General features: G+C 65.7%; 10 protein-coding genes. 6 read left to right on the top strand and 4 right to left on the bottom strand.

Going from position 1 to position 13,242, the window contains the following annotated elements:
* The first annotated feature begins 78 nt into the window (after window positions 1–78).
* The 4 genes from ACVOLQ_RS11735 to tldD are packed head-to-tail and all read left to right on the top strand — an operon-like array spanning window position 79 to window position 7,526.
* Window positions 79–675: a Maf family nucleotide pyrophosphatase gene (locus ACVOLQ_RS11735; RefSeq protein WP_313495018.1), complete on the top strand. Its 597-nt coding sequence runs from the start codon at window positions 79–81 to the stop codon at window positions 673–675.
* Window positions 676–680: 5 nt separating this feature from the next.
* Window positions 681–2,171 (top strand): ribonuclease G, encoded by a 1,491-nt coding sequence (rng, locus tag ACVOLQ_RS11730; RefSeq protein ID WP_057627141.1) that lies wholly within the window; start codon window positions 681–683, stop codon window positions 2,169–2,171.
* Window positions 2,172–2,210: 39 nt separating this feature from the next.
* Window positions 2,211–6,032 (top strand): YhdP family protein, encoded by a 3,822-nt coding sequence (locus ACVOLQ_RS11725; protein WP_481528117.1) that lies wholly within the window; start codon window positions 2,211–2,213, stop codon window positions 6,030–6,032.
* A 48-nt stretch (window positions 6,033–6,080) separates the two neighbouring features.
* Window positions 6,081–7,526 carry a metalloprotease TldD gene (gene tldD, locus ACVOLQ_RS11720; protein WP_481528116.1) on the top strand — a complete coding sequence of 482 codons (1,446 nt, stop codon included), beginning with the start codon at window positions 6,081–6,083 and terminating at the stop codon, window positions 7,524–7,526.
* A 215-nt stretch (window positions 7,527–7,741) separates the two neighbouring features.
* Here the strand turns inward: tldD and yjgA are convergent, their stop codons facing one another.
* Window positions 7,742–8,341 (bottom strand): ribosome biogenesis factor YjgA, encoded by a 600-nt coding sequence (yjgA, locus tag ACVOLQ_RS11715; RefSeq protein WP_313173828.1) that lies wholly within the window; start codon window positions 8,339–8,341, stop codon window positions 7,742–7,744.
* 132 nt (window positions 8,342–8,473) lie between these two features.
* Here yjgA and pmbA point away from each other — a divergent pair, with 132 nt between their 5' ends.
* Together pmbA and ACVOLQ_RS11705 are read left to right on the top strand one after the other, a co-directional pair.
* Entirely contained in the window at window positions 8,474–9,841 is a 1,368-nt protein-coding gene (gene pmbA / locus ACVOLQ_RS11710; protein WP_481528115.1) for a metalloprotease PmbA, read from the top strand.
* A 104-nt stretch (window positions 9,842–9,945) separates the two neighbouring features.
* Window positions 9,946–10,317, top strand: coding sequence for a DUF4870 domain-containing protein (locus ACVOLQ_RS11705; protein WP_313173826.1), 372 nt, complete (start codon window positions 9,946–9,948; stop codon window positions 10,315–10,317).
* Between the two features lie 223 nt (window positions 10,318–10,540).
* Here the strand turns inward: ACVOLQ_RS11705 and ACVOLQ_RS11700 are convergent, their stop codons facing one another.
* The 3 genes from ACVOLQ_RS11700 to tilS are packed head-to-tail and all read right to left on the bottom strand — an operon-like array spanning window position 10,541 to window position 12,999.
* Window positions 10,541–11,419 carry a polyprenyl synthetase family protein gene (locus tag ACVOLQ_RS11700; RefSeq protein WP_313173825.1) on the bottom strand — a complete coding sequence of 293 codons (879 nt, stop codon included), beginning with the start codon at window positions 11,417–11,419 and terminating at the stop codon, window positions 10,541–10,543.
* Complete coding sequence (locus ACVOLQ_RS11695; RefSeq protein ID WP_313173824.1) at window positions 11,409–11,669, bottom strand: exodeoxyribonuclease VII small subunit; 261 nt, start codon at window positions 11,667–11,669, stop codon at window positions 11,409–11,411. The genes ACVOLQ_RS11700 and ACVOLQ_RS11695 overlap by 11 nt, the downstream gene beginning before the upstream one ends.
* A gap of 31 nt (window positions 11,670–11,700) precedes the next feature.
* Window positions 11,701–12,999: a tRNA lysidine(34) synthetase TilS gene (gene tilS, locus ACVOLQ_RS11690; RefSeq protein WP_481528114.1), complete on the bottom strand. Its 1,299-nt coding sequence runs from the start codon at window positions 12,997–12,999 to the stop codon at window positions 11,701–11,703.
* Between the last annotated feature and the right edge of the window lie 243 nt (window positions 13,000–13,242).

Raw genomic sequence — 13,242 nt, 5'->3', positions numbered from 1 at the left:
GTGAGCCATGATGGGGTCGCCGTCACTTTGCCAGCAATGCTCATCATTCAGGTTGCTGGCGCGGGTTATGCTTTCACGATGCTTTATCTCGCCTCCCGCTCGCCCCGTCGCAACGAACTGCTGTCCCGCCTTGATGTGCCTTTCCGCGCCCTCGACCTGGAGGTGCCGGAGCAGCGTGCGCCGGGTGAGGCGGCCGAGGCCTATGTGCGCCGGGTTGCGCTGGACAAGGCCCGGGCCGGGCTGGCGCTGGTCGCCGATGATCCGCAAGCCGTGGTACTGGGCTCCGATACCGAGGTGGTGCTGGATGACCGGGTCTATGGCAAGCCGGCCGATGCCGACGACGCGGCGGCCATGTTGGCCTCGCTGGCCGGGCGCACGCACCGGGTGATCACCGTGGTGGCCTTGGCTGCGGCCGGGCGACATGCATTGGACACGGTGGTCTCGGAAGTGACCTTCGCGCCGATGAGCGCGGCGCAGATCCAGGCCTATGTCGCCACTGGCGAGCCGATGGGCAAGGCCGGCGGCTACGCCATCCAGGGCGGGGCGGAGCGTTTCATCAGCCATCTGGCCGGCAGCTACTCCGGGGTGATGGGGTTGCCATTGCAACAGACCGCCGCGCTGCTGGCGGCATTTGCCGCGGGCGCGGACGAAGATTCCATGGACAAGGGGGAATGAAGGACGTGTCTGAAGAAATTCTGGTCAACGTCACCCCGCGCGAAACCCGCGTGGCGGTGATCGAGAACGGCATGTTGCAGGAACTGCATATCGAGCGCGGTTGGCGCCGGGGCGTGGTCGGCAACATCTACAAGGGCAAGGTGCAGCGGGTGATGCCGGGCATGCAGGCGGCCTTCGTCGAGGTGGGCCTGGACCGCGCTGCGTTCCTGCACGCCAATGATGTGGTGCGGCCGGCGCCGGTCGCGGCCGATACCGACGAAACCGCGCCCAGCCTGCCGTTGCCCTCCTCTGTGCCGATCGTGGAGCTGCTGCGCGATGGCCAGGACGTGGTGGTGCAGGTGGTCAAGGACCCGATCAGCACCAAGGGTGCTCGCCTGACCACGCAGATCAGCATTCCCTCGCGTTACCTGGTGCTGTTGCCGCAGTCCAAGATGGTCGGGGTTTCGGCCCGCATCGAGGACGAGGGCGAGCGCGCCCGCCTGAAGTCACTGGTCACCGAGATCTCGGCCCAGCACGGCGGCTACGGTTACATCGTGCGCACCAACGCCGAAGGCCAGCCGGCCGAGGCCCTGGCCGAAGACATCTCCTACCTGTCGCGGGTCTGGGCGGTGGTGGAGCGGCGCGGCCGCGAGGCGCCGCCGTGCAGCATCATTTACGAGGACCTGAGCCTGCCGTTGCGCTCGGTGCGCGACCTCATCCGCAAGGACGTGGACAAGGTCAAGGTCGACTCCAAGGAAACCTTCGGCCAGTTGCAGGCTTTCGTGGCCAAGTACATGCCGGTGCTGGGCGAGAAGCTGGAGCTGTATACCGGTGACCGCCCGATCTTCGACATGTTCGGGGTCGAGGACGAGATCGTCCGCGCCTTGAACAAGCAGGTGCCGCTCAAGTCCGGTGGCTATCTGGTCATCGACCAGACCGAGGCGATGACCACCATCGACGTCAATACCGGTTCTTTCGTTGGCCAGCGCAACCTGGAAGAGACCGTGTTCCGCACCAACTTGGAAGCGGCGCAGACGGTCGCCCGCCAGCTGCGGCTGCGCAACCTGGGCGGCATCATCATCATCGACTTCATCGACATGGATGACGCCGAGCACCGCCGCCAGGTGCTGCGCACGCTGGAAAAGGCGCTTGCGCGCGACCACGCCAAGACCACGGTGTACGACTTCTCGCCGCTGGGGCTGGTCGAAATGACCCGCAAGCGCACGGTCGAGAGCCTGGAGCGCCAGCTGTCGGAAACCTGCCCGCAGTGCAGCGGCCGCGGCAGCATCAAGACTGCCGAGACCGTGACCTACGAGATCTTCCGCGAGATCACCCGTGCCGTGCGCCAGTTCGAAGCCGCGCGCCTGCTGGTGATTGCATCGAGCAAGGTTGTCGCGCGTATCACCGACGAAGAGTCGGCGGCGGTGGCCGAGCTGGAGGAATTCCTCGGCAAGAGCATCCGCTTCCAGGCCGATGATCAATACCTGCAGGAGCAGTTCGATGTCGTGCTGCTCTGAGCGCGCTCACTTCGCCGCACGGAAGCACGAAGTGAGCTGATGACCACGCTGTTGCGCCACCGCCTACGCCGCTTCCGTCGCTACGCCTTGATGGCATTGGCGATCGCGCTGGTGTGCGTGGCTTTGCTGGTCGGCACGGTCAGCCAGTTGCTGCCGATGGTGGAGGCACACCCGGACAAGGTGGCTGCCTGGTTGAGCGAACGCGCCGGGCAACCGGTAGCCTTCGATAAGCTGGACACGCGCTGGACCCGGCGTGGCCCGATCCTGCAGCTCGATGGCTTGCGGGTGGGGCAGGGCGAAGGCGTACGCATCGGCCAGGCTGAAGTACTGGTGGCGGTGTATTCGGGTCTGCTGCCTGGCGCGCCGCTGACCGAGTTGCGCCTGCGCGGACTGGCGTTGACCCTGCAACGGGCCGATGACGGCCGTTGGTCGGTGCGTGGTCTGCCCGAGTCCAGGGCCGGCGGCGATCCATTGGACGCCCTGCGCAGGCTGGGTGAGCTGCAGGTGATTGGCGGTCAACTGCAGGTGCAGGCGCCGTCCATCGGCCTGCAAACGCGTATTCCTCGCATCGACCTGCGCCTGCGCGTGGACGGTGAGCGTCTGCGGGTAGGTGCCAAGGGCTGGATCGACACCCGCGCCGCGCCGGTTACCGCGGTATTGGATTTCCAGCGTCAACGTGGCGATGGTCAGGCCTGGTTCTCGGCCGATCCAGCCGAACTGGGTGCCTGGTCCTCGCTGCTGAAATTTGCGGGCGTGCAGTTGCGCCAGGGCAAGGGTGAACTGCAGAGCTGGGTACGCTTGCAGGACAAACGCGTGGTGGCGGTCACCGCCGCGGGTGAACTGGACGATGTGCAATTGGCAGGTGCACCGTTGCCGGGCGCTGGTGCCGCGCCGACCGTGGCTTTCAGCAAGCTGCGCTTGCGCGCGCGCTGGAAGCTGATCGAGGGTGGCTGGCGGCTGGATGCCCCCACGCTGCGGATCGCTGCCGACGGCAACACTCAGGCGCTGGATGGTCTGTTGCTCGCCGGCGGCCGGCATTTCGCGGTCCAGGGCAAGCAGCTTGATGCCGGTCCGTTGCTGCAGGTGCTGGCGCTCAGCGACCGCCTGGAGCCCAGCTTGCGGCGTTGGCTGCATCGTTCCAAACCGTCGCTGCGGTTTGCGGATATCAACCTGCTGGGCACGGCCGATGGTCCGCTGCGGGCCAGTGGCGAGTTGCTCGATGCCAGCTTCGCTGCGGTCGGTGGCAGCCCCGGCCTGAGCGGTTTGCGTGGGCATTTTGAAGGCGATGCGCAGGCATTTTCACTGGCGCTGAAGCCGGATCACGTGGTGCGCTTTGACTGGCCGACCGGATTCGGCGTGCTGCATGAGCTGCAGCTTTCCGGCGACCTGGTGGGGTGGCGCGAAGGTGCCGGTTGGCAGGTCGGGACGCCGGCGTTGCGGGTGCAGGGCAGGAACTATGCTGCCGATGTGCGCGGTGGGCTGTGGTTCCAGGGCGATGGCACGCGGCCGTGGATAGGCCTGGCGGCCAAGATCGATGATGTGCCGATGACTGCCGCCAAGCAGTTCTGGGTGCGCTCGAACATGAGCGAGGCGGCGGTGAACTGGCTGGATGCGGCCTTGGTCGATGGCACCCTGCGTGGTGGCACCGGCTTGGCGGTAGGCGATCTGGACGACTGGCCGTTCACCGGCAACAACGGCCGGTTCGAGGCCGGTGGGCATATCGATGACGGGTCGATCCGCTTCCAGCAGGATTGGCCGCTGATGCAGCACGTCAACGCCGATATCAATTTCATTGGCGGCGGATTTGAACTGAGCGGGCGTGGTGCGCTGGCCGGGGTCAAGGTGGATCAGCTACGCGCGGGTATCGCCAGTTTTGCCGATTCCCGGCTGCTGGTGCAGGCCAGTACTGTCGATGAAAGTGGGCGCTTGCTGGCGATGTTGCGGCAGAGTCCGTTGCAGGCCAGTTATGGCGACACCTTGGACAACCTGAGCGTCGCCGGCCCCGCTGCCGTCAATTTCGACCTGTTGCTGCCCTTGCGCCACGATGGTGGTGGGCATCTGCGCGGCGATATCGATCTGCGTGGCGTGCGCATGGCGGACAAACGCTGGGACCTGCAGTTCGAGGGTGTGCGCGGCAAGGCCCAGTACAGCAGCGATGGTTTCGATGCGCCGGCCCTGCAGGTACGCCATCAGGAGCGTGACGGCGTGCTGGCGCTGCGCGCCGGCAAGCCGGTCAAGGACCCCTCGCATGCCTTCGAGGCCGAGCTCAGTGCGGACCTGGACGCCGGGAAGCTGTTGGATCGCGCGCCGGAGCTGGCCTGGCTCAAGCCCTATGTGCATGGCACCTCGGCATGGACGGTGGGGGTCAGCCTGCCCAAGGAGCAGGTTGGCGCGCGTACGGGCCCGCCAACCCTGCTGACCCTGCGCTCGGATCTGCAGGGCACCCGCCTGCAGTTGCCGGCACCGTTGAACAAGCCGGCTGCCGATGCCTTGGCGACGACCGTGCAGGCCGCCTTGCCGATGGGCGCGGGGCGCATTGATGTCTCCTTCGGCAAGCTGATGGCCTTGGCCGCGCGCAGTCAGAACGGCAAGACCGGCGTGCAGGTCACCATGGGAAGCGATGCTGTCGATCACGAGCCGCCGGCCGAGGGGCTGGTGGTCAATGGCCGCACTCCTTCATTGGATGCGCTGGAGTGGATCACCCTGGCACGCGGTGGCGATAGCGATGGCAGCGACGGCGGTGTGGCGCTCAAGCAGGTCGACGTATTGGCTGACCAGCTGTTGCTGGTGGGCGGGCGCTTCGCGCAGACCCGGCTGCAGTTGCGGCCCGGTGCCGACGCCGTTGCCGTGCAGCTTGATGGCCCCGCACTGGCGGGCAACCTGCGCGTCCCCACCGCCGATGGCGGCACGGTCAGCGGACAACTGGCGCGTGTGTACTGGCAGGCCGCCAAGGCGGCCACGGCAGAATCCAGCGACACCCCGGCAGCGGCCATCAATCCGGCCAACATCCCGCCATTGGCGCTGGATATCGACGATCTGCAGTTCGCCACGGTCAAGCTTGGCCAGACCCGACTGCGCACGCGCCCGACCAGTGATGGCCTGCAGGTGCAGGAGCTGGCGATCCGCGCGCCCAAGCAGGTGATCGATGCGCACGGGGAATGGCGTGGCATGGGGGCACAGGCGCGTACCCAGGCCACTGCCGCCGTGCAGAGCGAGGACTTGGGCGACCTGCTGCAGCGGCTTGGCTATGCCGGGCAGCTGCGTGGAGGGCAGGGCAAGGTCAATCTGCAGGCCGGCTGGCAAGGGGGGCCGGCGGCCTTCAACCTCGCCAGCCTGCAGGGCGGCATGGACATGAACCTGCGCAACGGCCAATTGCTGGAAGTGGAACCGGGTGCGGGGCGGGTGCTGGGTCTGCTCAGCGTGGCGCAGCTGCCACGGCGCCTGCTGTTTGATTTCCGCGATCTGTTTTCCAAGGGCCTGGCCTTCAACCACGTGGAAGGTGCGATGCGCTTCGGCAACGGCCAGGCCAGTACCGACAAGATCGCCATCGAGGCACCGGCGGCGGAGATCACCATCCGCGGCCAGGCTGACCTGGTCGCCCAGCAGTTCAACCAGACCATCGACGTGAATCCACGCTCGGGCAACCTGCTCACCGTGGTCGGCGCGGTAGCCGGTGGCCCGGTGGGTGCTGCCGTAGGCGCGGCCGCCAATGCCGTGCTGGGTAAGCCGCTGGGCGAGATCGGCTCCAAGACCTACAAGGTGACCGGGCCGTGGAAAGATCCCAAGGTCGAAGTGCTGGACCGTGATGCCGCCCGTCTGCCGCCGCCCGCGGTGACCCCCAGGGCGGCGAGCTCCCCCTGAATTTGCGCAGGCTTGCATGATGGCGCGCCTGCCCCCATCTGGAATGTCATGACCGAAAACGCTCTCTCGCTCGCCGAAACCCGCCTGCTGCTGCCCGCCGGGCTGGACGCCAATCGCCTGGAACGCACCTTTGGCACCTTGCTTGGGCCGGGTATCGATTTCGGCGATCTGTACTTCCAGCACTCGCGCCGCGAGAGCTGGAGCGTGGAGGACGGCATCGTCAAGGATGGCGCGCATTCGATCGAGCAGGGTGTCGGCGTGCGTGCCATTGCCGGCGAAAAGACCGGCTTTGCCTACTCGGACGATATCCAGCCGAGCGCCTTGCTGGCGGCGGCGCAGTCGGCGCGCGCCATCTCCCGCGAGGGCGGCGCGCAGAACGTGCGCTCGCTGGTGCGGGGCAGCGCACGCGCGCTGTACCCGGCGCTGGACCCGGTGGACAGCATCGGCAACGAGGCCAAGGTGGAGGTGCTCAAGCGCCTGGATCGCTTCCTGCGTGCCGCCGATACGCGCGTGCAGCAGGTGATGGTGAGCCTGTCCGGCGGCGTCGATACGGTGCTGATCGCGCGCAGCGACGGCGTGCTGGCCGCCGACGTGCGCCCGCTGGTGCGTTTGAACGTACAGGTCATCGTCGAGCAGAACGGTCGCCGCGAGTCCGGCTATGCCGGTGGCGGTGGTCGCTACAGCTACGAAGAACTGTTTGCCGGTGAGCGCCCGGAAGCCTTCGCGCGCGAAGCACTGCGCCAGGCACTGGTGAATCTGGAAGCCATTCCGGCGCCGGCCGGGGTGATGCCGGTGGTGCTGGGCCCGGGCTGGCCCGGCGTGCTGCTGCACGAAGCGGTCGGCCACGGCCTGGAAGGCGACTTCAACCGCAAGGGCACCAGCGTCTATGCCGGCCGTATCGGCGAGCGCGTGGCTTCGCCGGGCGTGACGATTGTCGATGACGGCACCCTCGATGGCCGCCGTGGTTCCTTGAACATCGACGATGAAGGCACCCCGACCCAGTGCACCACGCTGATCGAGGACGGCATCCTGGTCGGTTACATGCAGGACACACTCAATGCCCGTTTGATGGGCGTTGCGCCGACCGGCAACGGCCGCCGCGAATCCTTCGCGCACATGACCATGCCGCGCATGACCAATACCTATATGCGCGCCGGCAACCATGACCCGGAGGAGATGATCCGTTCGGTGAAAAGGGGCCTGTACGCGGTCAACTTCGGTGGCGGTCAGGTCGACATCACCAGCGGCAAGTACGTGTTCTCGGCGACCGAGGCCTACCTGATCGAAGACGGCAGGATTACCGCGCCGGTGAAGGGCGCAACCCTGATCGGCAACGGCCCGGAAACCATGCAGAAGGTACGCATGATCGGCAACGATCTGGCACTGGATGAAGGTGTGGGTATCTGCGGCAAGGACGGGCAGAGCGTGCCGGTCGGTGTCGGCCAGCCGTCCTTGCTGATTGATGGGCTGACGGTGGGTGGTACCCAGGCTTGAGTTTGAGGCTGAAGAGCCCCCTCATCCGCCCTTCGGGCACCTTCTCCCGTAAACGGGAGAAGGGATTGCAGAGCTGCAGTTCGAGCTGACTCCGCCAAATTTCACATGCCAGCCGTCCCTTCTCCCGCGAGCGGGAGAAGGTGCCCCGCAAGGGGCGGATGAGGGGAAGCTTTTCGCTGCAGAACCAAACCAGCAGCAACGCCCCTCAATCCAACTCAATCCTGCTCGTCGTCGCCATCCACATCATCAGCAGCATCGTCATCATCGCCAGCAACTTCCGCTGCCGCGCTCAACACCGGCACCAGCATCAGCTCGCGCAATACCTGGTAGATCTCGCGGTAGGCGCGCGGCGGCTTGTTCTTGGCCTTTTCGGCCAAGGCGTTGCGTACCAGGGTACGCAGGGCCTGACGGTCGGCCTCCGGATGCTCGTCCAGCAGCTCGCCCAGGGCGACATCGCCCTCGGCCAGCAGCCGCTCACGCCAGCGCTCCATGCGGTGCATGATCGCCACTTCGCGGCGCGAGGTCTCGCTGTTGGCGTCCAGCGCGTTGCGGATCGCGTCCAGCGTCTCGTCTTCCTCGCGGCGCATCTGCTTGGCCAGGAAGGCCAGCTGGCGCTTGCGCGCGCCATGCGAGGTGATGCGCTTGGAGTACTCGATGTGTTCCAGCAGGCCTTCCGGGATCGGCAGGCGTGCCAGCTGGGCCGGGGTCAGCGCCACCAGGGTTTCGCCCAGGGCCAGTACTTCCAGCGCTTCGCGCCGGTTCTGGCTACGGCTTTCGCCCAAATATTCACCGGTTTCTTGATCGCGTCCACGCATCGCACTGCTACCTACTAAACTTCATGACAGGAAAGCCAGGCGCTCGCCGGGCTTCACGAAGAATCCACGCCACGCCGCCGGTCCTGCAAAACCGGGCAGATGTGAAGGGATTCGGCCACCAAGGATAAAGCATTGAACGTCATTAGCACCGATAACCCTGCCGCCGACGACAGCCTGCAGCGCTTGGAGCGCCTGGCCGGCATCTCCCAGCAGCTGTTGGAGCGGGCCCGTGCCATGGGCGCCAGCCAGGCGGAAGTCAGCTGCAGCGAAGACCGTGGACTGGATGTGAACGTGCGCCTGGGTGAGGTGGAAACGGTGGAGGCGACGCACGACCGCGGCATCGCGGTGACCGTGTACTTCGGCCAGCGCAAGGGCAGTGCCAGCACCGCCGACCTGCAGGAAGCCAACCTGGAGGCCACCGTGGCCCAGGCCTGTGCGATTGCTCGCCATACCGAGGACGACCCGGCCTCCGGGTTGGCGGATCCGGCGCTGATGGCCACCGAGTTCCCCGATCTGGACGGTTGGCATCCGTGGGCGCTCACCGCCGAGCAGGCAGTGGACCTGGCGCTGGCCTGTGAATCGGCTGGCCGTGACAGCGACAGCCGCATCAGCAATTCCGACGGCGCGTCGGCCTCCACGGCGCAGAGCGTGTCGGTATATGCCAACTCGCATGGCTTCATCGGCCGTGATCGCAGCAGCCACCATTCCATCGGTTGCGCGCTGATCGCCGGGCAAGGCGATGGCATGCAGCGTGATGGCTGGTACACCAGTGCCATCGCCCGCGAAGACCTGGACGACCCGGCAGCGGTGGGCCTGCGCGCGGCCGAGCGCACGGTCGCCCGCCTGCAGCCGCGCTCGTTGCCGACCGGCGAGGTGCAGGTGCTGTTCGCCGCGGAAATGGCGCGCTCCTTGATCGGCCACCTGCTCAGCGCGGTGTCCGGTGGCGCCCTGTATCGCCGTGCCAGCTTCCTGCTCGACAGTGTGGACACCCAGCTGTTCCCGGACTGGTTTGCCATCGACGAGCTGCCGCTGCTGCGTCGCGGCCTGCGCTCCAGTTCCTACGACGGCGAAGGGGTTGCAACCCGCAACTCGGCCTTGATCACCGACGGCGTACTGCAGCGTTACATCCTGGGCAGTTACTCGGCGCGCAAGCTCGGTTTGCAGACCACGGCCAATGCCGGTGGCGTCCACAACCTGAAAGTGAAGGCCAATGCGGGTGATCGGGCCTCCATGCTGTCGGGTATGGGCACGGGTTTGCTGGTCACCGAACTGATGGGGCAGGGCGTGAACGGGATCACCGGAGATTACTCACGGGGTGCTGGCGGTTTCTGGGTGGAGAACGGGCAGATCGCCTACCCGGTAGACGGCATCACCATCGCTGGCAACCTCAAGCAGATGTTTGCCGGTATCGAAGCAGTAGGTAACGACGTGGACAAGCGTTCGCATGTCGCCACCGGTTCGATCCTTGTCGGGAAGATGACTGTGGCAGGTAATGATTGACGCAGTCTTACTAAACAGCGGACTATTCTTATGTGGAAGTTAATAGACTTCCTATAGCTGTCTACCTTTATGGATAAGCCCTTTACAAGGATCTTGGGGAAACAATGAGCGACTACCAGAACACTCCGCCGCCGGCGCCGACCAGCGCAGGCGCTTCCGATGACAACAGCATTGCAATGCTGGTGCACCTGTCGGGCATCTTTTTCAGCTTCATCGTGCCGTTGATCGTGTGGCTGGTGAACAAGGACAAGCCGGAAAAGGCCTTCTTGAACGCCAACTCCAAGGAAGCGCTGAACTTCCAGCTCACGCTGCTGGGTGCCTACTTCATCAGCGGCATCCTGATGGTCGTGGTGATCGGCTTCCTGACCTATCTGGCTGCATGGATCGGTGGTCTGGTGTTCGCGATCCTTGCTGGCCTGGCGGCCAACAAGGGCGAGACCTACCGCTATCCGATGACGATCCGCCTGATCAAGTAATCAGCGCGATGTTTGTCTGATAAAAAGCCCGGGGAATCCCGGGCTTTTTGTTTATGCCAAGCGCGGCGGTTTTGCCGCTCCCTTTGCCGGGGCCAAGGGGGGGGCAAGGTCGGCTTGCGCACCTCTGGGGTGCGGCCTGATGCAATGCCTGCAGGCCGGACGGGGAAGGGACTGGTATGAGAGCCCCGTGGCACAGCGCTACCCGGGGCCTGCAGAAGCGCGGTCAGTGCGTGCGGCGCACCGTCAGTTCGGCCAATGCAGCCAATGCTGCCGCGCGCTGGCCGAATGGAACCAGTGCCGCCTGCATCGCGGCAGCCAGTTCCGACAACGTGGCCTTTGCGCCGTCCATGCCCAGCAAGGAGGGGAAGGTCGACTTGTCCTGCGCCTGGTCCTTGCCGGCAGTCTTGCCCAGTTGCTCCGAGCTGGCTTCGACATCGAGGATGTCGTCACGGACCTGGAAAGCCAGGCCCAGGGTGTCGGCGAAACTGTCCAGCTGCGCAAGCTGGGCGTCGCTGGCTTCACCACACAGCGCACCCATGCGTACCGCGGCGCGGATCAGGGCGCCGGTCTTCATGGCATGCATCTGCTTGAGGTCGGCCAGTGCCTGCTGCTGGCCGGTGGCATCGATGTCCAGTGCCTGGCCGCCGCACATGCCGGCGGCGCCGGAGGCGCTGGCCAGGGTCTGTATGCAGTTCAACGCCAATGCCGGCGGCATCCACGCACCTGCCAGGATCTCAAAGGCACGGGTCTGCAGGGCGTCACCAGCGAGAATCGCAGTGGCCTCGTCAAAGGCGATATGGGTGGTGGGTCGGCCGCGGCGCAGGTCGTCGTCATCCATCGCGGGCAGGTCGTCATGCACCAGCGAATACGCGTGGATGAACTCGACCGCTACGGCGGCTGCATCCAGACGTGCCTCATCGGCACCGAACAGATGGCCGGTGGCGTAGACCAGCATGGGGCGCATGCGCTTGCCGCCGCCCAGCGCGGCATAGCGCATGGCCTGATGCAGGCCCTGCGGGGCAAGTTCCGGGTCGGGAAGGGCGTCTTGCAGCTGTTCTTCGGTACGTTGCAGCCAGCGCGTGAGCAGGGCGTCAGTCTTCATTGCCGCTGCTTTCAAAGGGTTCGGATTTTTCCGGCTGGGCCGGATCGGAAACCAGGCGCACGCGCAGTTCCGCCTGTTCCAGCGCCTGCTGGCACTGGCGGTAGAGGCCTACGCCACGCTCGTATGCGGTCAGCGACTGTTCCAGACTCAGGTCGCCGGCTTCCATCTTCTCTACCAATTGCTCCAGCTCTTCGAGCGATTGCTCGAAGTGGGCCACCGGTGAGGCTTCATTGGGGGACTTCTTTGCCATGGTGCAAGTGTGAGCGGCCAGCGGGAAAGGGTCAATTCACCGGGCCTGGCGGCTGCCATTGCAGTGACGCGTCGTGAGCCTGCAGCCATGCCTGCAGGGGAGCCGAAATCACCCGGTCCGCAGCCGCCAGCACGCTGTCGCCAGCGCAGATCAGGGGAAGTTGCGCGCGTAACCATGGCGGCACGTCAGCCTGCTGCAGGCAATGCTTGAGTTGGTGGCTGTGGTCGCGCCCTGGCAGTTGGATGCGCTCGCCACCGCGACGCTGGCGCAGTTGCAGCGGTTCATCGAAGGCGCCCGCGCCTTGCAGCAGCAATTTGCCGCCGTCGGGTAGATCCACTGGTTCAGCGCCGTCCCATTCGCGCGTCCAGCCCTCGGGCCAGGGCTTGATCAAGGGCACTGCGTGTAGCTGGTCCCGCCAGCGCACGATGCGGACCTGCTGCCAGCGGAACTCGGCCTGCTGGTCATGGCCAGCGGACAGCAGCTGTTGCTGGATTGCCTGCACGCCCTTGGCCGGAAGTGCTGGCAGCCCTTGTTGCTTCGCCCACAGGCGCAGTACGCGGGATTGTTGCGGCGCTGCGAGCTGCTTGAGCTCGCTCAGCAGCAGCGCGTTCTCAGCACCCAGGCAATGCAGTAGCAAGCTCGCATCGTCCTCATGCAACAGCGCCGCTGCCTGTGCCGCGAGTGCGGCGCTGCGTGCCATCGCTGCGTCTGCATGGGGCCAACGCTGGCGCAGCAGTGGCAGCACCTGCAGGCGCAGGAAATTGCGGTCGAAATCCGCACTGCTGTTGCTGGGATCCTCGATCCACTGCAGCGCGTGCTGGCGGGCGTAGGCCTCCAGCGTGCTGCGCGCTACCTGCAGTAGTGGGCGCCACAAGGTGCTGGCCCCGAAGCGGCGTTGTGCCTGCATCGCGGCAAGACCGTCGACACCGGCGCCGCGCAGTGCGCGCAACAGGAAAGTTTCTGCCTGATCGTCCTGATGGTGGGCCAGGGCCAGCCATTCGTTTTCAAGCAGATGTGTCTTGAAGGCGGCATGGCGGGCATCACGGGCAGCCGCTTCCAGCCCTTGGCCAGTGTCGCGCGGGACATCGACATGCACTACCTGCAGCGGGATGTTCCACTGCGCGCAGAGCTTGCTGCAATGCTGTTGCCAGTCATCGGCAAGCGTCTGCAGACCGTGGTGCACATGCAGTGCGCGCAGGCTGCCGGGCTGGCGTCCAGGGGCGTTGGCGAGCAGGTGCAGCAGCACGGTGGAATCCAGGCCGCCGCTGAAACCGACCATCACCGGGATGTCGGTTGCGGCCTGCAGCAGGGAAGGGGAAAGCGGGTTCATGGCCGCGCCGAGTATCGGCGGCGGCGGCGATGGCTGCAATTGTTGAAGCACTGGGGTTTTGTAGGAGCGGCGTCAGCCGCGAAGCAGACGCTCTGTCAGGTTGTGGAGTGGCTGGCAGTTTCAATGGTGCCGGCTTCGCGGCTGCCCCCGCTCCCACAACACCCACAAATAACACCAGCCCGCGCTGGGGGCGGGGTGGGTGCAATCGGGTTGTGGTTTGTGCTTGCGGCCATGGTAGAGCGG

It is taken from the genome of Stenotrophomonas sp. STEN031 (genome assembly GCF_056759975.1).
Note: the sequence above shows the minus strand (reverse complement) of the source record. Positions and strands in the feature narration are given on the sequence as shown.